The following is a 20,571-nucleotide window of genomic DNA, read 5'->3' as shown; positions in this document are numbered from 1 at the left end:
TAAGCATCAAAAGTAATAGTTTATATGCTTAAAATTAAGTTCTTTAAGGTGAAGATTGAATTTTAATTTATATATTTGCAACCCGAAAAAAACATAGATAAATCTATTACATAAAATGACGAAAGCGGATATTGTAACGAGAATCTCAGAAAAACTGGGAATTGAAAAAGGAGATGTGCAGGCAACTGTAGAATCTTTCATGGAAGAGGTGAAGTATTCATTGGAAAATGGAGACAATGTATATTTAAGAGGTTTTGGTAGTTTTATTATCAAAACAAGAGCTGAAAAAACAGGTAGAAATATTTCTAAGAATACTACTATTAAAATTCCTGCTCACAATATACCTTCTTTCAAACCTGCAAAGGTTTTTGTAGAAAGTGTTAAAAGTAACGTTGAAGTAAAATAAAAATATTAATCTTAAAAGTATAGTTTTATGCCAAGTGGTAAGAAAAGAAAAAGACATAAGGTAGCTACACACAAGCGCAAGAAGCGTAGAAGAGCTAACCGTCACAAGAAAAAGTAGTTGTATCAACTACTTTTTCATTTTAGTACGTTCATTGACATCGAAATTTGTAAGCGAATTTCAGCAGGCAAACAAAATCCTGCATTAAACATTGTTTAATCATTTATTTGCTAAACACCCTTAAGTGTTATTTTTAAGCAAATGAATAAAAATTGATTCAGGTGAATAGAGAATTAATCGTAAGATCTAGTTCCGATACCGTCGATTTTGCCTTATTAAAAGATGGAAAATTAACAGAGCTACAAAAAGTAGAAGACAGTAATAATTTTTCTGTTGGCGATATATTTATTGCCAAAGTAAGAAAACCAGTTACTGGATTAAATGCTGCCTTTGTAAACGTGGGTTATGAAAAAGATGCTTTTCTGCATTACCACGATTTAGGACCACAGCTATCTACTCAGTTAAAATTTATAAAACAAGTAAGCTCAGGAAAATTAAAAGATTTTTCTTTAAAAGACTTTCCATTTGAAGAAGACATCAATAAAGATGGTGCTATTGCTGATGTAATAAAAGCAAACCAATCTTTATTAGTGCAAATTGTTAAAGAACCAATATCCACCAAAGGACCAAGAATTAGCTCAGAATTATCTATTGCTGGGCGTTACTTAGTTATGGTGCCTTTTTCTGATCGTGTTTCTGTTTCACAGAAAATAGAAAGCGGAGAAGAAAAAGAAAGGTTAAAAAGACTTGTAAAAAGTATAAAACCTAAAGGATTTGGTGTTATTATAAGAACAGTTGCAGAAGGCAAAAAAGTCGCAGAACTCGACAAAGATCTACAAAACTTACTGGCAAAATGGTCAGTAATGTGTAAAAAATTGTACAAAGCTCCGCACCCATCTAAAGTTTTAGTTGAACTAAACAGAGCATCCTCTATATTAAGAGATGTTTTTAATGATTCTTTCACAGGGATTCATGTTGATGATGAGGCGCTGTACGAGCAAGTAAAAGATTATGTGGCAGAAATTGCCCCAGAAAAAGAATCTATTGTTAAATTGTATAGTGACAATTCCGTTCCTATTTTTGAAAAATTCGGAATAGAACGCCAAATAAAAACTTCATTTGGTCGCACAGCGGCAATGAGCAAAGGTGCTTATCTAATCATTGAGCATACTGAAGCGCTACATGTTGTAGACGTAAACAGTGGAAACAGATCCAACAAAGCAAAAAACCAAGAAGATACCGCATTAGAGGTAAACCTATTGGCCGCCTCTGAAATTGCAAGACAATTGCGTCTTCGTGATATGGGTGGAATTATTGTTGTGGATTTTATAGATATGACCAAAGGAGAAAATAGAAGAAAACTATTTGACCATCTGAGAGATGAAATGAAAGATGATCGTGCAAAACATAAGATTTTGCCTCCTAGTAAGTTTGGACTTATACAAATTACAAGACAAAGGGTTAGGCCCGAAATGAATATTAAAACAACAGAAGAAGATCCTAACCAAAAAGGCCAGGAAGTAGAAGCTCCTATTGTTTTAATTGATAAAATAAATGCTGATCTAGAAAAACTTTTAAACGGACCAGCAAAGGATAATGGTATTACATTAAACATTCATCCATTTATCGCAGCCTACCTTACAAAAGGTTTTCCATCAATACGTTCTAAGTGGTTCTTAGAATATAAAAAATGGATTAAAATACAACCCAGAGATGCGTACACGTATCTAGAATATCGTTTTAAAAACAAAGACGGTAAAACCATATACTAAAAAAAGCGACCCTTTCTCGAGGGTCGCTTTTTTTGTTTACGCTTATTTGGTTTTAGTATATTAGCAACAAATCTATTAGCTTAATGAAAATACATCGTATTCTATATTTACTCTTTTTAACTTCTATTCTATTACTTAGTTGTAAGTCTTCGAAAACAGCATTAAAATTACCCAAAACTAAATCCAACTTTTCTAAAGAGCAACTGGCTCTTATTAGAAATGGTGATAGCACACAACCCATGAGGGTATATAAAATAAATAATCTTTTAGATTCCATTTTACTTAGAAAAAAGAGTGAAATAGTAAAGGTTAATCCTAATGATCCAGAATTGAAACTATTTGTAAACCGTTTATTTGCTACCGTTCGCGATAGCATGTCACTTGGAGTAGGTATAGCAGCTCCACAAGTCGGGGTGTTAAAGAATATTATCTGGGTACAACGTTTCGACAAAGAAGATTTACCTTTTGAAGTCTATTTAAATCCAAGAATTATTGAGTATTCCAAGAAAAAACAAACTCGCAAAGAAGGTTGCCTTTCTATTCCTAATCGGAGTGAAATATTAAATTCTAGAGCGTACTCCATTTTAATTGAATATGACAAAATGGATGGTACTCACACTACCGAAACAATAGAAGATTTTACTGCAGTAATTTTTCAACACGAGATAGATCATCTAAACGGAATACTATATTTAGATCATCTACAACTAGAAATGGAAGATGCAAAAGTTAATTGAAAATGAAAAATGCACAGCCCTCTTATACTCTTGACGAAGCAAAAAAAAAGATTGAAAATTATTGTGCCTATCAGGACCGCTGTCATAAAGAAGTAGCAAACAAACTACGGGAAATGGGAATGATCCCTAGAGCTATTGACCAAATAATAGGCCATTTAATTCAAGAGAATTTTTTAAATGAAGAACGCTTTGCTAAAAGTTATGCACGCGGTAAATTCAACATTAAAAAGTGGGGTAAAAAACGCATTGTAAACGAGCTAAAAATGCGCGACATATCTAAATACAATATTACCTCAGCGCTAAAGGAGATCGATGAAAATGAGTATTTAAACACCCTAAATTTGCTCGCAGAAAAAAGACTAGAAGCCATTCGAGAAAAAAATATTCAAAAAAGAAGAAAAAAACTTGCCGATTATCTTCTTTATCGTGGATGGGAAAGTCATTTAGTTTATGAAAAAATTACAGAGCTTATAAAATAAAAAAGGCGGCAATTTTACAATTACCGCCTTTTAAAATATTCTGTATGTTTAAAGATTAAAAGTAGCCCCAAAGCTAAACACAAACTGATTGTGTAATTTTTCAGCAGGAGTTAAATCATCACTTTTATATTTTGCGAAAGGCGTAGAGGCTTCAGTAAACAATCCAAAACCATCACTAAAAAAATAACGTACACCTAAATGGCCACCAAAATTCTTTAATCCTAAATTTAACCCAGGATAAACATCAACATTAGATGGTAATTGCATAACACTACCAAGATTTGCATTAAATCTAGCCTTTAGGTCAAATCTATTACCAAAATCGGCATCAATTGCTTCTTCTACTCCTAAAATATAAGATGTAGAAGCTCCTATTGAAAAATTTTCTCCCATTCCGTAATCATAAGTAACCACGATTCCAGTACCATTTTCTTGAAAATTCGCTCCTATTTGAAATTTAGCATCATCCTTTCCATCATAAGCTTGCGCATTTACGAAAGAAACACTTAATACCATTATTAAAACGATTACTACTTTTTTCATTTGATTATTTTTTTGTTTGTATATTATTTTAAGGGCGCAAAGATACCTATTCTGTACGAATTACCTTATTGTATATACGCATTTGTTTGGTTTATAGCTCTCTGATTTTTATTATCTATCCATTTCTGCCCTTGAATTCTACGCATCAACGTGTCATAATAACGCATAAATAAAATATTATAGGCTGCTTTACTGAGGTTTTTAGGGTTTCGGGCCATAGCACGTAAACTCATAGAAAAACCAGGGGTAATATATTTCATGTAATGCCAATAGCCTTCAGGTATATATAAAACTTCGCCGTGTTCTAAATAGGTTTTATAGCCATTTGCATTTTTTAGAGCGGGCCATTTATTCAGGTCTGGATTGGAAAAATCTATACTTTCATGGGTAATTAAAGAGTGCGGCACTTTATACAAATGCTTATTTTGTGCCTGATCAAAAAGAATTATTTCTTTTCTTCCCTGAAAATGAAAATGGAAAATATTTGCCAGATCAATATCATAATGCATAAAGGTATAAGAATCTGTACCTCCAAAAAATAACATTGGCAAGCCTTTCAATAGCTTTAAACCAAAATCAGGATATTTAAAATCGGCTTGCAATGCGGGGACTTCTTTTAAAATATTCCAAAGAAAAATGCGAAATTTGGTAGGTTCTTTTTGAAGTAAATCTATGTAATCTGCCATTTGCATTTTCGCATGAGGCTGATTGAAACCATCCTTATAACTAACCGGACGATCATCATATAGCGGAACTATTTTATCCCCAGCAATAGACTTTATGTATTCTAAGTTCCATTTAGAATAAGCTGGCCAGTCTTCAATGAATTTTTCAATAACCACAGGTTTTTGTGGTTTATAAAAATTCTTTACAAATTCTTCTTTTGTAATATGTGCTACCCTAGGTATATCTTGTAATTTCAATGCTTCTTATTTTTTATAAAATTACATTTCTACAGTAAAATAACCACGCTACGTTTACTTCTTTACACTAGCAAAAAGTTAAATTAAGATATTTTTGCTTTATTCTTTGCAGCTTCGTTTCGCTCAATAGTATGACCTGGTCTTGTCCATTTTGGTTTTTCTCCTAATGGTTGAAACGCTGAATCTACTGCCTCAACAGTTTTTGGCTGTGATACTTTTGTAAATGGTTTTTGCGGGTTTAAACCTAATAGTTTAAACATCTCCATATCATCATTTACATCAGGATTTGGAGTTGTTAGCAATTTATCACCAGCAAATATGGAGTTTGCACCAGCAAAGAAACACATAGCCTGACCTTCTCTACTCATTTCTGTTCTACCAGCAGATAGTCTTACTTGCGTTTCTGGCATTACAATTCTAGTGGTTGCAACCATTCTAATCATATCCCAAATTGCAATAGGCTCAATATCTTCCATTGGCGTTCCTTCAACAGCAACTAAGGCATTAATTGGTACAGATTCTGGTTGAGGATTAAGAGATGCTAAAGCAACTAACATTCCTGCTCTATCTTCTAACTTTTCTCCCATTCCAATAATACCACCACTACAAACAGTTACGTTTGTTTTACGCACATTACTAATGGTATCTAATCGATCCTCGAATGCTCTAGTGGAAATTACATCTTTATAATAATCTTCTGAAGTATCTAAATTGTGATTGTAAGCATATAAGCCAGCTTCAGCTAAACGTTTTGCTTGATTTTCAGTAATCATACCAAGGGTACAACAAACTTCCATATCTAGCTTGTTTATAGTACGTACCATCTCTAAAACTTGATCAAATTCTGGTCCGTCTTTTACGTTACGCCAAGCGGCACCCATGCATACTCTAGAACTACCAGATGCTTTTGCTCTTAATGCTTGTGCTTTTACATGTGGAACAGTCATTAGATCATTACCTTCTACACCCGTGTGATAACGAGCTGCTTGCGGACAATAACCGCAATCTTCTGGGCATCCGCCTGTTTTTATAGATAATAATGTGGAAACCTGAACCGTATTTGGATCATGATTTTTTCTATGTATAGTTGCGGCATCATACAACAACTCCATCATAGGTTTGTTATAGATATCAAGTATTTCTTGTTTTGTCCAGTTGTGTCTTGTCTCGCTCATGTAGCTCAATTAAATCAGGCTCAAAAATAACCTATTTGTAATTCAAATCCCAAAAAAGAAATTCTTGTTTATAAAAAAGCCCTGTTGCAATAAATAGCAACAGGACCTAAATACTCGCTAAATAGTATAAATTACTCTTCGGTATCCTTCTTTTTAGAAGTACTCGCTTTTTTAATTGCTTCTTGTACTTCTTCACTATCTAAATCTTTCCCTTTTAAGTATTCTGGCAATTGCATACCTGCCATGTTAAACATTTCTTGTAATGGCGGTACCGACTTATACATTCCTGAGATAAAATTAGCAGTTGACCCTTTTCCATCAGTAGATTTTGCTCCTGAGTCCCAAACAGTAACTTTATCAATTTTAATGTTTTTAATAGCTTCCGATTGTAACTTTACTAATTCTGGTAATTTGTCGGCAATTAATAATAACACCGCTTCTTTTGGATTATTACCAGCAGCTTTTACAATTTCATCCAATCCTTTTGCTTGTTTGGTCAAAACTTCCAGTATCCCTTGTGCTTCAGCTTGCGCTTTAAAAAGTATTGCATCAGCTTCACCTTTGGCAATACGTCTTGTACGTTCCGCGTCGGCCTCGGCATCAATTTCTACCTTTTTCTTATCTATTTCTGCAGGGACAACAATATCTGCCATTTGCGAACTACGTACACGTTCGGCTCTTGCAAGTTCTGCATCTTTCTCTGCTGCATAAGATTCCTCTAGTGCTTTAGCTGCCTGTACTTTTTCTGCTGCAATCGCTGTACGTTCTGCTTCTGCCTCTCTTTGACGACGTAATGAATCTGAATTTGCTACATTGATTTTTGCGATGTTTTCCCCTTCAACTGCCTGCGCATTTGCAGCTGCTACCTGAGTACGCTCATCTTGCAATGCATTTGCCTCACCAATAGACCCGTCTCTGTTTTTTTCCGCAACAGATTTACGAGCAGCATTTATAGCATGTGCTGCTGCTTCTTTTCCTAGAGCCTCTATATAGCCAGATTCATCAACAATATCAGTAATGTTTACGTTGATTAACTTTAAACCTACTTTCTTTAGTTCTGATTCAACACTCTGAGATATGTTGGTCAAAAACTTATCTCTATCGGAGTTGATTTCTTCAATATCCATTGATGCAACCACCAAACGTAATTGTCCAAAAATAATCTCCTTTGCTAAATCTTGAACTTCTTGCATACCTTGACCCAACAAACGCTCGGCAGCATTTTGCATAATTCCTGGTTCTGTAGAAATACCTATAGTGAATCTGGATGGGACATTTACACGAATATTTTGCTTACTTAACGCATTAACCAAGTTAACTTCTATAGAAATAGGCGTTAAATCTAAAAATTCATAATCTTGAATTACTGGCCAAATAAATGCCGCTCCACCATGAATACATCGTGCAGAGTTACCTGAACCTACTTTACCATAAACAACCAAAATACGATCCGAAGGACAACGTTTATACCTGCGGATGAATGAAATGATTATGATAAAGAAAAATAAAATTGCAAAACCAATGGTTAGCAATGTGGCGCTTCCGCTACTTAATTGTAAGGGTAATAGTAATAGCATATGGTTATTTATTTAGTAATTCAACAATTAAAATTCCGTTATCTGTAATTTTCGATACACGAACAACATTTCCTTGATGCAAATCTGCGTTTTCTTCGGTAAGTGCATCCAGCTCTCTCAATGTTCCTTGTACCGTGATACTTACCTTTCCTATTTTAGAACGATTTGCACCAATAGTAAGGTACACTTCACCAACTTGGTTAATAGCATTAGTTAATTTCAATGTACCACTGCTCTGTAATTTTGCAAGATAATAAAACAAAGATGCCATGGCTATCATCATTAACAATCCACAAATCACTGAAATTAAAACTACTGCAAATTTTGGTAATTCTGCATGTAACGCTGCGATTCCCGACCATCCGAAAATAGTTAAAAATCCTATTAAATTTTTAAAAGATAAAAATTGAAAGTGTATGCCTGTATCGCCTTCAATCTCTGTGTCAACATCCCCTTCTACGGTATCACTATCGCCACCAAGTAACGTAATTACCAAAAGCACTAAAAATATTGCCGAGGCCACTCCTGCAATAATCCAGTATACTCTTTCAAATAATACTAATGCTTCAAACCATTGTTCCATATTTTTAGTTTAATTGGTTAAATTACTTTCTTTAATAAAATACTCACCGCATTTCCTCCAAAACCAACAGCATTTACAAGTACTTTAGAGATTTTATCTGGCACATTGTTATACGTTACAAAGGGTACTTTTATGGCTTTTTGATGTTGCAACATGAGAACAGCAAGTTCTAAACTCAACATACCTGAAGCACCAAATGTGTGACCTATCTTCCATTTATTTGTAGTGCAAAATAGTTTTTTGTTACAAAATATTTTTTCGATGGCGTTTAGTTCTGATTCATCTCCTTTAATGGTTCCTGGTGCATGCATGACAATAACATCTACATCATCGGGGTTTGTATCTTTTAATGCCATTTTCATGGAACGTTGAAAACAAATTGCATCTGTTGAAATAGAAATATTATGCTCCAATATTTCTGTGGCATAACCCATCCCTTCTATTACCGCTAGCGCATTTTCAGGAATACCTTTTTCAAGACATGCTATTGATGCGCCTTCTCCTAAAACCATAGAATTTAATCTTTTATTCATATCGAAGGCACGACATGGATATGCCATTTCTTCTTTAGAATAAATTTTTAGTGCTTTTATTTGGGCGATTGTAAAAGGTGTTAATGGTGCCTCACTACCGCCGACCATAAATTTTTCGGCCATTCCACTTTTTAACCAAGCTATGCCGTTTAATAGCGAATGTAACGCTGTTGAACAGGTTATGGAATGCGATATTTCTGGTCCTTGAGTCTGCAAATCATGGGCTATCCATGAAGAAATATTACCTAAAGTTGTTGTAGGTGATGCTAATGTTGAAGAATTTCCACTACTTAAAAATTCCTTATGGTATTTTTCAAATAATGTGGTTGCCCCCCTCGATGAACCTATATTTATACCAAAATTATCTCCTGAAACCCACCCTGCCATTTGCATTGCGTTACGTGCTACAAGCATAGCATATAAAACACTCTCATCAAGATTTCTATATTTACTATCTGACTCTTTTAATACCTCAACAATTCTTTTACCTTCTCTAGTAAGTGTCCCAACCCAAACACTTTCGTTATCAAAATTTTGCTTCGTTAGTAGACTAGTATCATTTAAATAAGCATTCCAAATTTCTTTAGGAGAAATTCCCAAGGGAGAAATAGATGAAATTGCGGTGATGGAAATTTGTTCTGTCAAATTAAAGGCTTCTAAATAATAGTTAAAACAGACTTTATAGTATCGTATATTTTCTGCATTTGCTCTTTAGTAATTACATAAGGAGCGGAAATATAAATAGTATTCCCTAATGGCCGTAAAAATACACCGTTCTGCATAAAGTGGTTCATTAATTTATCACGTAAATTTCCATAACGCTCCATTTCAATATTTAAATCCAAAGCATATATGGTTCCTGTTTGTCTTGTTCGTGCCACTTTAGGGTTATTTTTTATTTCAGCATCAAACTTTTTATGGGAAGTTATTATACGCTGAATATTTTGCTGAATTTCTTCGGATTTCAGTAACGCTATTCCAGCCAATGCAGCAGTACAAGCCAATGGATTTGCCGTATAGGTATGCCCATGAAAGAGTCCCTTTGAAATTTCATTACTATAAAAAGCGTCATAAATTTGCTGCGTACAGCTTGTTACCGCCATTGGCACTAATCCTGCGGTTAAAGCTTTAGACATACACATAACATCTGGCTTTACCGAAAGATGATCAGATGCAAAATACTTACCTGTTTTTCCAAATCCGGTCATTACTTCATCTGCAACGGTAATTACACCATAGCTTTTTAAAAGTGTTACTATTTTCTCTAATCCTTCAGGATCATGCATTTGCATAGCCGCAGCTCCTTGAATTAACGGTTCATAGATAAACCCAGCAATATCATTTTTCTGTAAACGCTGTTCTAGCTGTTCTAAAATGGAACTAATATTTTCTTGTGTAGGTGTTTTTACACGTTCTACAGCAATAAAAAAATCTTCAAACGGACCATTATAAACTGACAAACCAGAAACAGACATCGCGCCAAATGTATCGCCATGAAAAGCATCATCAAAAGCTAGAAATACATTCTTTTTTTCTCCTTTATTAAAATGATACTGCAATGCCATTTTTATACCTATCTCGGTGGCAGTAGATCCGTTGTCAGAGAAAAATAATTTCTGTTGATTTGATGGTAATATTTTTATTAACTCTTCGGATAATTTAACCGCAGGTTCATGAGTAAATCCACTAAATACAACCTGGTCTAATTGTTGCATTTGCGCATATACCTTTTCGATTATAAAATCGTTACAATGCCCATACACACTGGTGTACCAGGATGAAATTCCGTCTATATACTCCTTACCCTCTTCATCATACAATACACAACCTTTTGCCTTGGTGATACCAAGCATTTGGGAATGTAATTTATGCTGTGTAAGCGGGTGCCAAATATGCTTTTTATCTCTTTCAGAAATATTTTTCAATAGTACAAGATTTAAAAATCGCGTTTTTATTTTATCTTGCAAAGATGCTAATTAATAGGCAATAAACACAACCATTTAATGCTAACAAAGCTTTTTGATTACTTGACTCCAAAATATAACTCCCTAAAAAATAGAAGCATTTTTGGCATCCTATTTCTAATAACTTTTTTTATACGATTACCATTTTTTTTTCGTGATTATATAGATCGTGATGAAAGTACCTTTATTCTCATGGGGCAATCATGGGTAAATGGGCATTTGCCTTATATGGAATTGTGGGATTTAAAACCTCCATTAAACTTTTTGTTTTTTGCAGGCATACTATACACTTTTGGTAAGAGTTTAATTGCTATTCGGTTTTTTGGAGTTTTAATAGTTGCCATCACCGCTTACTTTACATATAAAATAACAACAATCGTAAGCACCAAGAAAGTGGGTTTTTGGGCTGCTATATTTTGCGTGTTTTTACAAAGTTTATTCGGAAGCATGCAAGGTGTTATGTCAGAGCATATATCAATGGTTTTCTTCACTCCTGCACTGTATCTACTCTTAAAATACAAAAATTGGGAAGGTTTCTTAATTGCCGGAATATTAATGGGCTTCACTTCAATGGTAAAGCTCAACATGGCATATCCAATAGCTCTGGCAGGACTTTATTACCTCTACTCAACAGTACGCCAAAAGAACTATAAAGAAGGCTTAATAAATACCATATGCTATGGAATTGGGATATTATTAGTCATTGGGCTTACAATTTTGCCTTACTATTTAAATGATCATATTTTATTATGGTGGAATTCGGTTATTAAAGCGCCATTAATCTATACAGAAACTAGAAGGATGTCCGTTTTGAGCTTTATGCCTATTGTAGGAGTATTAATGCTGTTTTTGTTATTTGCAAAGAAAAAGGCACTTATTGATTTTAAAAGAAGCGACATACAGTTGTTAGTTATTGTTATGGCTGGCGTAATGCTATCTTTTATAAAAGGAGGTAGATTAAATGGTCACTATTTAATACAATTGTACCCAATACTTTTAATTCTAATTGGGGTTTTTATAGGTAATATTAAAACGTTAACATCATTTAGATACCAACCAATTATTGGTGTAATATTACTTTTAATTCCACTAGAAAGTTATATGGAATATGGGGCTATTATTAAAAATAAAATTAGCAAAGGCTCTTTTTATAATGGAGAAGGTATCGAGGTGCCAAAGTATTTAATTGCAAATAAAATTAATCATGAAAACATTTTATTTACAGAATATCATATTGGATATTGGTTTTTAAATGTTAACCCTCCAACCAAAGCAGCAACTCATCCCAGCAATATTAGTAGGGCTGATTTGTTTCCTTATGCCGAAAATTTAAGAAAAACCACTTTAGAAGAAATACAATATATTCTTGAAGTAAAACAACCAGCAATAATTGTTAAAAGAAAAGATAAGCAATTATTAGATCGTAAATTAATTGCAGAAAATAATTACGTGAATACGTATTTAGATAAAAACTACACACTCCTTCATAAAATTGGAGAAGCGGTTATTTACCAAAGATTAAAGTAAAGTCAGCTTAGGTTTAAAAAGCTCCGCATACTTTTTAATAGTGGCCTTATCAAAAGTAACTTCCTCATTAATTCTACCAATTACTGGTACTCCTGTTTTTTTTACAATAATCTCTTCGGTTGATTTATTTTCATTACCACTAAAAATCAAATAAACATCATAACCCCTTTCTTGCAACCACCCTACAGTTAGCAAAGTGTGATTTATACTCCCTAAATAATGCCTAGAAACCACAACAACTTTATAATTTGGCATGATAATATCGAGTATAGTATCTTCATCATTTAGTGGCACAAGCAAGCCACCTGCACCTTCAATAACCAAATGATTATCGGTTTCTGGAGTGTTTATTTGCTCCCTATCAATCTCTAAACCATCTAATTTAGCGGCAGCATGTGGACTCATAGGTGTGTTTAATGCATAGCTGTTTTTATGAATAACAGTTTTTGCATTAGAAATTAATTCTGTGATTATATGACTGTCCGAATGTTCTAAATCTCCCGCTTGAATAGGTTTCCAATAATCCGCTTGCAAAGCTTCAACTAATATAGCAGAAGCTATAGTTTTCCCTACCTCTGTGGATATTCCAGTTACAAATAATTTCTGCATAATATTATGGTTTTGTAATCATCTTACAATTTAAACATTTGTATTTTCTTTTTTCAAAAAAAGGAAATAGTTTATGAAAAATATTTTTTCGACTGTAATATCTTTCAGATTTTCTTTCTCCACAATTAGGGCATTTAATTGGCAATCCATCATCCCCTATTGCATAGCTTCTAATAGTATCATAAATTTCAATGGCTCTTTCTGCATCTTCCCTAAATACTTGCAATTTAGCGCCTCCAATAGCATGGCTAATCATCGGGTCGGAATTTAGAACATTTTCATCTTTCAACACTACTTGAATTCCTTCAGATTCTAATTTAGTTTTTAAAACTTGTAAGTCCGCTACATATTCAAATGTTGCAATCGTTACCAATTTAACGCTCATAGGCTTGTCATTGCTGTTTTTAATATTGATAAAAGATTTTTAATTTCTTCAATAGTATTGTAGCTATGCAAACAAATTCTAAGTCTTTCTTGACCTAATGGCACTGTTGGCGATAGAATAGCTTTTACATTATAGCCCTTTTTTTCTAAATTCTTAGCTACTTTTTTTACTTTATCTGCATTCGGAATTAAACAACAATGTATCGCTGAATTACTTGGAATAAAAACAGTTTCTAACCCTTGATTTTTTACTTCACCATGGATATAAGAAATTAATTGCTGTAATTTTTCTCTACTTGATTTTTCCTGAGTTAGTTCTTGATAAGCAGCCATAATTGTAGCTACAGAATGTGGCGGTAATCCTGTTGTGTAAATAAAGCTTCGAGAAAAATTTATTAAAAATTCTTTTAGCGCATCACTACCTAAAATTGCAGCGCCGTGACAACCCATAGCTTTGCCATAAGTTATAATTTGTGCAAATACTTGGTTTTGAATTCCTAAATCAAATAGCAATCCTTGCCCATCAAAACCGAAAACACCAATAGCATGTGCTTCATCTACCACTAAATGGTACCCGTTATCTGCACATAACTTAGCAAAACTTTGTAAATCGGGCGAATCTCCATCCATGGAAAAAACAGATTCAGTGACTACATAGATTTCTGACTCTGAAGGTAAGTTAGCTTGTATTCTTCTTATTACCTTACCTAAATCTTCTAAAGAATTGTGCTTAAATTTAAAGGCCTTCGCGTTACTCATGGCAATACCATCACGAATACTGGCATGTATATATTCATCGTATAAAATTACATCTCCCCGTTGCGGAACCGCACCAAAAAAACCAACATTAGCATCGTAACCAGAATTAAATACTAAGGCTGAATCTACCTGATGAAACGAAGCAATATTTTGCTCAACTTGAGTGTATAAGCTATAATTTCCTGAAATTAATCGAGACCCTGTGGCGCCATTTCTTTTATGGTTTTCATCAGAAAGTAGCTTTGAGGCTTTTTCATAAATGCTTAAATTTTTAGAAAATCCTAAATAATCATTCGATGTAAAATCTATTAAATTAGAAGATAATGGCAGCTCACGCAATGCGTTTTGCGCTGCGCGTTCCGTTAATTTTTTAGATAATTTTTTAGGAAAATTTGCCATACTACAAATGTAGTATATCCTTGTTTTATATAGTATATTAGTAGCAATAAACATATTTAACATGAAATCTATAGCTCAAATAATACTACTTTTTTTAACGCTTCAATATACTTTAGCCCAAACCAACACCTACAGTATCTCATTCGAAAACGCTATACATCACGAAGCGGTAATTTCTGCAACTTTTCCTGAGGTTACTACAGAGATTTTTACGGTGCAAATGAGCAGATCATCACCGGGACGCTATGCTTTACATGAATTTGCGAAAAATATTTACAATTTTAAAGCCACTGATAGTGAAGGAAATAATTTGGTAGTAACAAGACCAAACCCCTATCAATGGAATATCTCTGGACATGATGGAACGGTAACTATTTCATATACTTTATTTGCAGATAGAGGTGATGGTACTTACTCGCAAATAGATGAGACTCATGCGCATTTAAATATTCCCGCTACGTTCATGTTTTCACCAGAATTCTCAGATAGAAAAATAGAAGTAAATTTTAGACTCCGTGAAGATTTGAATTGGAAGATTGCCACCCAGATGCCTCTTTCTAACGGAACAACGTATACTGCTCCCAATTTACAATACTTTATGGATAGCCCTACAGAATTGAGCAATTTTGGAATCCGAGAGTTTGAAGTTCTAGAAAAAGATGGACGAAAAAAAAATATTCAATTTGTACTACATCATAATGGCACAGAGGAAGAACTAAATACCTATTTTGAAAAAGTAAAAAGCATTGTTTTAGAAGAACAAAAGGTATATGGAGAACTACCTGATTTTGATTATAATACCTATACTTTTTTAGCCTGCTATATTCCAAATGCTTCAGGTGATGGTATGGAACACAGAAATTCAACAATTCTTACGAGCATAAGAAGTTTAGCAAATGGTGGAATGAAAAATAACCTCGGAACGGTATCTCACGAATTTTTTCATTCTTGGAATGTGGAGCGTATTCGACCAAAAACTCTAGAGCCATTTAATTTTGAAGAAGCAAATATGAGCGGCGAATTATGGTTTGCCGAAGGGTTTACCAGCTATTATACCAATCTAATATTATGTAGAGCAAAATTAATAAGTGCTGAAGAATATGTTGAAGATTTATCAGGAACCTTTAATTACGTCTGGAATTCGCCCGCAAGGCAATTTTTTAACCCTATTGAAATGAGTTATCAAGCGCCTTTTGTCGATGCAGCTACATCTGTAGACCCTGTTAATAGAGAAAATACATTTATTTCCTATTACTCCTATGGTAGTATTCTTGGATTGGCATTAGATTTATCTTTACGAGAAAAAGGGTTAAATCTTGACGATTATATGAAGCTTGTTTGGAATTCTTTTGGTAAAAAGGAAATTCCTTACACTATAGAAAATCTGAAGGTAAGTTTAAATGCTTACGCCGGCAAAGAATTTGGAGAACATTTTTTTGATAAGTATATCTACAAAAGTCAGATGCCAGATTATAAGTCGCTATTTGCAACTGTTGGTGTAGACCTAATTCAAGATGATACAACTCCGTATTTTGGAGCGGCTATTGCTACTAATGATGATCTATTTGGCGAAATACAAAGAAATACCGCCATTGGAAGTCCGGCCTATATAGCCGGACTCGATAAAGGTGATGTAATTACAGCCATTAATAATCAACCATTCCCAAATGGAGTAAGTTTTCAGGACTTTCTTAAAAAGTTTCATATAGGTGACGAATTAAAGATTGATTTTCTAAGGTTTGAAACAATCAAAAGCACGAAGGTTAGACTTACTACAAGTCCAAATTATAGGACTGAATTAGTTGAAAAAAATGGTGAGAAACCAGTAAAAAAAGTACTTAACAATAGAAAAGCATGGCTTAAAATAGAGTAATATGGAAATTACTTATTCCACTGCAAAATCTAATCAAGAATTAGAGCAAATATTAGCATTACAACAAGCCAATTTGTTTAAAAATGTATCTGAAGAAGAAAAAAAATGGGAAGGCTTTGTCACCGTAGAGCATACCTTTGACCTATTAAAAGATATGAATGAAGTTTGCCCGCATACAATTGCCAAATTTGGTGATGAAGTAGCTGGTTATGCCTTAAGCATGCACCCATCTTTTGGTGATAAAATTGATGTCTTAGAGCCTTTATTTGACCTACTTCGTCAAGAAGATTTATTGAAAAATGAAAAATTTATTGTGATGGGTCAAGTCTGTGTATCAAAAAATCACAGAAAAAAAGGCGTGTTTAGAGGGCTTTATGAGGCTATGAAAACACATGTTACTCCGGAATTTGATTTTATAGTAACCGACATTAACGCAAAAAACACTCGGTCATTACAAGCACATTTAGCGATAGGTTTTGATCAAATTGCACATTTTAGTGCTGACGGGGAAAATTGGATTGTGGTTTCTTTAAAAACAAAATAATTTAAATCTACAAAAAAAGCCATACACTAATGTATGGCTTTAAGTATTCTTATTCTTTTTGCAGATATTGTTAATCTGCTAAAACAATCACTTTATTATCTTTCATTTCTACAGCTCCACTTGCAATTGCTAGTGTAGTTGCTCCATTACTATTCTTTGAAAATTTTTCTTTATTGGCTTCCGCTACTACTATATTAGTTCCCTGAATTGTAACAACACCTTCTTGCAGTAATGACACTATAGGTGCGTGATTAGATAACATTTGAAACTCGCCATTAATACCAGGTACAGTTACGGATGTAACTTCTCCTGAAAATAAAGTGGCCTCTGGTGATACAATTTCTAAATACATGTTTTTTTAGTTATTGGTTAATGATTGATGGTTGCTGGTGTTTTAAACAATCTACAACTTATCAACCGTCAACTAGTTACACCTCAGCAAGCATTTTTTCTCCAGCCTCAATTGCTTCTTCAATAGTACCTTTAAGGTTGAAAGCAGATTCTGGTAAGTGATCTAATTCACCATCCATAATTCTGTTAAATCCATTGATAGTATCTTTAATATCTACCAACACACCTTTAAGACCTGTAAATTGTTCTGCAACGTGGAAAGGTTGAGACAAGAAACGTTGAACACGACGTGCTCTACCTACTGCTAGTTTATCTTCTTCAGATAATTCTTCCATACCTAATATGGCAATAATATCTTGAAGCTCTTTATAACGCTGTAATAACTCTTTTACTCTTTGCGCACAAGCATAATGATCTTTACCTAAAATTTCAGCAGTCAAAATTCTTGAAGTAGAATCTAAAGGATCCACAGCTGGGTAAATACCTAACTCTGCAATTTTACGTGAAAGTACTGTTGTTGCATCTAAGTGAGCAAACGTAGTAGCTGGTGCTGGATCCGTTAAATCATCCGCAGGAACGTAAACCGCCTGTACAGATGTAATAGATCCTCTTTTTGTTGATGTAATACGCTCTTGCATAGCACCCATCTCTGTTGCCAAAGTTGGTTGGTAACCTACCGCAGAAGGCATACGACCTAATAATGCTGATACCTCAGAACCTGCTTGTGTAAAACGGAAGATGTTATCCACGAAGAATAATACATCTTTTCCTTGCCCTTCACCAGCACCATCACGGAAATATTCTGCAATAGTTAAACCAGATAAAGCAACACGTGCACGTGCTCCAGGAGGTTCATTCATTTGACCGAAAACGAATGTTGCTTTCGATTCTTTCATTATATTTTTATCTACTTTAGATAAATCCCATCCACCTTCTTCCATAGAGTGCATGAAATCATCACCGTATTTTATAATTCCTGATTCTAACATCTCACGAAGTAAATCGTTACCTTCACGAGTACGTTCACCTACACCAGCAAATACAGAAAGACCACCGTGACCTTTTGCAATGTTGTTAATAAGCTCTTGAATCAATACTGTTTTACCAACACCTGCTCCACCAAATAAACCAATTTTACCACCTTTTGCATAAGGCTCAATTAAATCGATAACCTTAATACCTGTGAATAAAACTTCAGTAGAAGTTGATAAATCTTCAAATTTAGGAGCTTCTCTGTGAATTGGAAGTCCGTCTTTTCCTGCTTTAGGCAAATCTCCTAAACCATCAATAGCATCACCAATTACATTAAACAAACGGCCATATACATCATCACCAACTGGCATCTGTATAGCACTACCGGTAGCTACAACTTCAGTACCTCTGCTTAATCCATCAGTAGAATCCATTGAAATGGTTCTAACAGAATTTTCTCCAACATGAGATTGAACTTCTAGTACTAATAGCGAACCATCCTTTTTCTTGATTTCAAGAGAATCATATATTTTTGGCAGTTCAGAACCTGATTGAAATTCAACATCTACAACCGGCCCGATAATTTGGGAAACTTTACCTGTAATTTTTGACATTACCTAAGTATTTATGTTTAGAATTAAAGCGTCTTTAAAAACATAATTCGCTATTTTATAGTTACCTATGTTTTTCAGGCTGCAAAGATATGTTTTTCCATTTTAAATAGAAATTGTTTTTTTGATTTTTATGAACATAAAAAAAGCACCATAAAATGGTGCTTTTAATTATTGTTTAATCTAATCTATTTTATTGAAGAGTTGGAGAATAATTGGTAGGATAATCCCCAACATTCAGTAATGATCCTGAAGCTTCAAAATTTGAACCATACTTGGCATCTATAGCTTTCAAGAATTCGTTAGCCATTACCGCGTAACCTCTTGAATTTAAATGAATCCCATCTAAACTAACTATACCACCTGTAACCAAATTTGTGGTGAAATTATAGTTCCCAGAAGTAAACCCTCCATTTGAAGCAGCATCTAAAACACTATTTAAGTCAACTAGCGCTAAACCAGCAGCATTAGCAACTTCTGAAATTTTTGCATTATATGCAGCCGTTGCTGTTTTTATACTCAACAATTCTGAACTATCAAGAGCATCTTTATCATCAATCCCATTAACTGCTGCAAGCACTAAACCTGCCTGTTCAGGAGTTGGTGTTCCTCCAGCCTGTAAAATACCTAAAACTTGAAGCACTTGTGGCGTTAATAATACAGAACCATAACCTTGAGCAAGAGCAGCACGATTTATTGGAAGCAGTAATAATTCATCTTCTGTCATTTGTCTAAATCCTAAAGGATTTGTTTGACTCACCGGAACATCAATTAAAAACCTGTTTGGACCAGCTTGAAAAGTAATAGCATATTGAGCCGCTAAAGCTTGTGCATTTGCCGGTGGCACTTGTTGCTGAATTAATACTTGTGTGAAAATACCCGTAACTGCTTGAAAAAATCCTGTTAAACTAGCTGCAGTAGCTGCATCTAAATTTAAAGCATCATTAGGTATTGTTGTAAAATAAGGCAGACTTGTTATATCTGGTAAATTAGCTATAGCTCCTTTAGCACCGTTAGCTGTTAATTGACCAACAACACCTTCTAAAACTTGACCAAATAAACCTGGGTCCGTAATATCTAGCGTACTATAACCAGCTGCATTAGGATCTCCTGTTCTATCAACTCCCAAACCTCCAGATGTGGCAAAACTTAAAACATCATTCCCGCCAAATTCAGACAAAGTAAAGAATGATGGACTTTGTGCAACCGCAGCATCACCTAACATGGTTGAAGATGCAGAAGTTGCAAAACGCGCATAATAAGGGTTGAATGCCGCATAACCTGGCAATGTAAAATGAAAACTTTTTGCTCCCGGAACTCCCACATTATTAAAAGTACTTCCCAAATTTTGAGTAGGATTAGTAGTAGGCTGTGGTACCGGAGCACCTAGAGCAGTAAAAAACTCATTGAGTCTTTGTGGACCTGTACCATTAAATACTAATCTATATCCAACTGCACTTGTAGGTATTCCTAAAAATGCACCTGTATTATCTGCCATAAGAGGCTGCGTAAAACTTCCGCCACCAGCAAGTGCAAACTGATTAGATAATAATTTTGGAAATGAATTTTCTTGCGAAGCTTTAAATAATGCTCCATCACTATAGCCTGCAGTAAAAGATGCGCCAAGGGCAACATAATCTGAGAAGTTAGCAGAACCAGCAACCAGAGCCGGTTTTGGCTCTTCTACTTCCATAGGGTTTAAATCTACATCTTCAGGATCGTTACAATTGGTAAACAATAAAAGTGAAGAAGCTAAGAATATATATTTTAAATTTTTCATGTCAAACATTGAT

The 20,571-nt window shown here is 34.3% G+C and carries 20 protein-coding genes; 7 read left to right on the top strand and 13 right to left on the bottom strand.

All coding sequences use genetic code 11. The annotated features are described in order from the left end of the window. Window positions 1–115 precede the first annotated feature (115 nt). The 4 genes from B8963_RS05665 to B8963_RS05650 all read left to right on the top strand — a co-directional run bounded on the left by B8963_RS05665 (window position 116) and on the right by B8963_RS05650 (window position 3,451). Window positions 116–406, top strand: coding sequence for an HU family DNA-binding protein (locus B8963_RS05665; RefSeq protein ID WP_013549904.1), 291 nt, complete (start codon window positions 116–118; stop codon window positions 404–406). Between the two features lie 278 nt (window positions 407–684). Continuing rightward, window positions 685–2,235, top strand: coding sequence for an Rne/Rng family ribonuclease (locus B8963_RS05660; RefSeq protein WP_084060737.1), 1,551 nt, complete (start codon window positions 685–687; stop codon window positions 2,233–2,235). An 83-nt stretch (window positions 2,236–2,318) separates the two neighbouring features. After that, a complete protein-coding gene (gene def / locus B8963_RS05655; RefSeq protein ID WP_084060426.1) occupies window positions 2,319–2,972 on the top strand; it encodes a peptide deformylase in 654 nt (217 codons plus the stop codon). A 2-nt stretch (window positions 2,973–2,974) separates the two neighbouring features. Beyond that, the gene (locus B8963_RS05650) at window positions 2,975–3,451 is read left to right on the top strand and encodes a regulatory protein RecX (RefSeq protein ID WP_084060425.1); all 477 of its coding nucleotides are present in this window, start codon (window positions 2,975–2,977) and stop codon (window positions 3,449–3,451) included. A gap of 48 nt (window positions 3,452–3,499) precedes the next feature. On the opposite strand, the gene B8963_RS05645 is transcribed toward B8963_RS05650, so the two are convergent. The 7 genes from B8963_RS05645 to bioA all read right to left on the bottom strand — a co-directional run bounded on the left by B8963_RS05645 (window position 3,500) and on the right by bioA (window position 10,710). Beyond that, entirely contained in the window at window positions 3,500–3,994 is a 495-nt protein-coding gene (locus tag B8963_RS05645; protein WP_084060424.1) for a DUF6646 family protein, read from the bottom strand. 65 nt (window positions 3,995–4,059) lie between these two features. After that, the gene (locus tag B8963_RS05640) at window positions 4,060–4,917 is read right to left on the bottom strand and encodes a cupin-like domain-containing protein (protein WP_084060423.1); all 858 of its coding nucleotides are present in this window, start codon (window positions 4,915–4,917) and stop codon (window positions 4,060–4,062) included. Between the two features lie 83 nt (window positions 4,918–5,000). Continuing rightward, entirely contained in the window at window positions 5,001–6,092 is a 1,092-nt protein-coding gene (gene bioB, locus B8963_RS05635) for a biotin synthase BioB (protein ID WP_084060422.1), read from the bottom strand. Window positions 6,093–6,223: 131 nt separating this feature from the next. After that, window positions 6,224–7,669 carry a flotillin family protein gene (locus B8963_RS05630; RefSeq protein ID WP_084060421.1) on the bottom strand — a complete coding sequence of 482 codons (1,446 nt, stop codon included), beginning with the start codon at window positions 7,667–7,669 and terminating at the stop codon, window positions 6,224–6,226. A gap of 4 nt (window positions 7,670–7,673) precedes the next feature. Further along, window positions 7,674–8,252, bottom strand: a complete 579-nt coding sequence (locus B8963_RS05625) for a hypothetical protein (RefSeq protein ID WP_084060420.1) — start codon at window positions 8,250–8,252, stop codon at window positions 7,674–7,676. A gap of 17 nt (window positions 8,253–8,269) precedes the next feature. Further along, a complete protein-coding gene (locus B8963_RS05620) occupies window positions 8,270–9,430 on the bottom strand; it encodes a beta-ketoacyl synthase N-terminal-like domain-containing protein (protein ID WP_084060419.1) in 1,161 nt (386 codons plus the stop codon). A gap of 11 nt (window positions 9,431–9,441) precedes the next feature. Further along, the gene (bioA, locus tag B8963_RS05615; RefSeq protein ID WP_084060736.1) at window positions 9,442–10,710 is read right to left on the bottom strand and encodes an adenosylmethionine--8-amino-7-oxononanoate transaminase; all 1,269 of its coding nucleotides are present in this window, start codon (window positions 10,708–10,710) and stop codon (window positions 9,442–9,444) included. Between the two features lie 78 nt (window positions 10,711–10,788). Between bioA and B8963_RS05610 the strand changes: the two genes are divergently transcribed. Beyond that, window positions 10,789–12,276 carry an ArnT family glycosyltransferase gene (locus tag B8963_RS05610; RefSeq protein WP_084060418.1) on the top strand — a complete coding sequence of 496 codons (1,488 nt, stop codon included), beginning with the start codon at window positions 10,789–10,791 and terminating at the stop codon, window positions 12,274–12,276. On the opposite strand, the gene bioD is transcribed toward B8963_RS05610, so the two are convergent. From bioD to B8963_RS05595, 3 genes are read right to left on the bottom strand one after another with little or no spacing between them, the layout of a single operon-like run. After that, on the bottom strand, window positions 12,268–12,885 hold the full coding sequence (gene bioD / locus B8963_RS05605) for a dethiobiotin synthase (protein ID WP_084060417.1): 618 nt from the start codon (window positions 12,883–12,885) through the stop codon (window positions 12,268–12,270). The two genes, B8963_RS05610 and bioD, sit on opposite strands and share 9 nt — an antisense overlap. A 4-nt stretch (window positions 12,886–12,889) precedes the next feature. Further along, a complete protein-coding gene (locus tag B8963_RS05600; RefSeq protein WP_084060416.1) occupies window positions 12,890–13,270 on the bottom strand; it encodes a putative signal transducing protein in 381 nt (126 codons plus the stop codon). Continuing rightward, a complete protein-coding gene (locus B8963_RS05595) occupies window positions 13,267–14,427 on the bottom strand; it encodes an aminotransferase class I/II-fold pyridoxal phosphate-dependent enzyme (RefSeq protein ID WP_084060415.1) in 1,161 nt (386 codons plus the stop codon). The genes B8963_RS05600 and B8963_RS05595 overlap by 4 nt, the downstream gene beginning before the upstream one ends. Window positions 14,428–14,488: 61 nt before the next feature. On the opposite strand from B8963_RS05595, the gene B8963_RS05590 reads away from it, so the two are divergent. Continuing rightward, entirely contained in the window at window positions 14,489–16,300 is a 1,812-nt protein-coding gene (locus tag B8963_RS05590) for a M61 family metallopeptidase (RefSeq protein ID WP_084060414.1), read from the top strand. A 1-nt stretch (window position 16,301) separates the two neighbouring features. Beyond that, window positions 16,302–16,844 (top strand): GNAT family N-acetyltransferase, encoded by a 543-nt coding sequence (locus B8963_RS05585; RefSeq protein WP_084060413.1) that lies wholly within the window; start codon window positions 16,302–16,304, stop codon window positions 16,842–16,844. 70 nt (window positions 16,845–16,914) lie between these two features. Here B8963_RS05585 and B8963_RS05580 read toward each other — a convergent pair whose 3' ends face one another. From B8963_RS05580 to B8963_RS05570, 3 genes are all read right to left on the bottom strand, one after another. Then, window positions 16,915–17,196, bottom strand: coding sequence for a F0F1 ATP synthase subunit delta/epsilon (locus tag B8963_RS05580; RefSeq protein WP_084060412.1), 282 nt, complete (start codon window positions 17,194–17,196; stop codon window positions 16,915–16,917). A 76-nt stretch (window positions 17,197–17,272) separates the two neighbouring features. Further along, window positions 17,273–18,781 carry a F0F1 ATP synthase subunit beta gene (gene atpD / locus B8963_RS05575; protein ID WP_084060411.1) on the bottom strand — a complete coding sequence of 503 codons (1,509 nt, stop codon included), beginning with the start codon at window positions 18,779–18,781 and terminating at the stop codon, window positions 17,273–17,275. Window positions 18,782–18,971: 190 nt separating this feature from the next. Beyond that, entirely contained in the window at window positions 18,972–20,558 is a 1,587-nt protein-coding gene (locus B8963_RS05570) for an SGNH/GDSL hydrolase family protein (RefSeq protein WP_084060735.1), read from the bottom strand. Window positions 20,559–20,571: the final 13 nt, after the last annotated feature.

This window comes from Cellulophaga tyrosinoxydans, from assembly GCF_900176415.1.
GTDB classification, from domain to species: Bacteria; Bacteroidota; Bacteroidia; order Flavobacteriales; family Flavobacteriaceae; genus Cellulophaga; species Cellulophaga tyrosinoxydans.
Note: the sequence above shows the minus strand (reverse complement) of the source record. Positions and strands in the feature narration are given on the sequence as shown.

What these genes read in the sequence shown, in the direction of transcription:
- B8963_RS05585 (WP_084060413.1), top strand. Translation starts at nt 16,302, where the DNA reads ATGGAAATTACTTATTCCACTGCAAAATCTAATCAAGAATTAGAGCAA.
- B8963_RS05625 (WP_084060420.1), bottom strand. Translation starts at nt 8,252, where the DNA reads ATGGAACAATGGTTTGAAGCATTAGTATTATTTGAAAGAGTATACTGG.
- B8963_RS05645 (WP_084060424.1), bottom strand. Translation starts at nt 3,994, where the DNA reads ATGAAAAAAGTAGTAATCGTTTTAATAATGGTATTAAGTGTTTCTTTC.
- bioD (WP_084060417.1), bottom strand. Translation starts at nt 12,885, where the DNA reads ATGCAGAAATTATTTGTAACTGGAATATCCACAGAGGTAGGGAAAACT.
- B8963_RS05630 (WP_084060421.1), bottom strand. Translation starts at nt 7,669, where the DNA reads ATGCTATTACTATTACCCTTACAATTAAGTAGCGGAAGCGCCACATTG.
- B8963_RS05610 (WP_084060418.1), top strand. Translation starts at nt 10,789, where the DNA reads ATGCTAACAAAGCTTTTTGATTACTTGACTCCAAAATATAACTCCCTA.
- B8963_RS05595 (WP_084060415.1), bottom strand. Translation starts at nt 14,427, where the DNA reads ATGGCAAATTTTCCTAAAAAATTATCTAAAAAATTAACGGAACGCGCA.
- B8963_RS05665 (WP_013549904.1), top strand. Translation starts at nt 116, where the DNA reads ATGACGAAAGCGGATATTGTAACGAGAATCTCAGAAAAACTGGGAATT.
- B8963_RS05570 (WP_084060735.1), bottom strand. Translation starts at nt 20,558, where the DNA reads ATGAAAAATTTAAAATATATATTCTTAGCTTCTTCACTTTTATTGTTT.
- def (WP_084060426.1), top strand. Translation starts at nt 2,319, where the DNA reads ATGAAAATACATCGTATTCTATATTTACTCTTTTTAACTTCTATTCTA.
- B8963_RS05650 (WP_084060425.1), top strand. Translation starts at nt 2,975, where the DNA reads ATGAAAAATGCACAGCCCTCTTATACTCTTGACGAAGCAAAAAAAAAG.
- atpD (WP_084060411.1), bottom strand. Translation starts at nt 18,781, where the DNA reads ATGTCAAAAATTACAGGTAAAGTTTCCCAAATTATCGGGCCGGTTGTA.
- B8963_RS05580 (WP_084060412.1), bottom strand. Translation starts at nt 17,196, where the DNA reads ATGTATTTAGAAATTGTATCACCAGAGGCCACTTTATTTTCAGGAGAA.
- bioB (WP_084060422.1), bottom strand. Translation starts at nt 6,092, where the DNA reads ATGAGCGAGACAAGACACAACTGGACAAAACAAGAAATACTTGATATC.
- B8963_RS05600 (WP_084060416.1), bottom strand. Translation starts at nt 13,270, where the DNA reads ATGAGCGTTAAATTGGTAACGATTGCAACATTTGAATATGTAGCGGAC.
- B8963_RS05590 (WP_084060414.1), top strand. Translation starts at nt 14,489, where the DNA reads ATGAAATCTATAGCTCAAATAATACTACTTTTTTTAACGCTTCAATAT.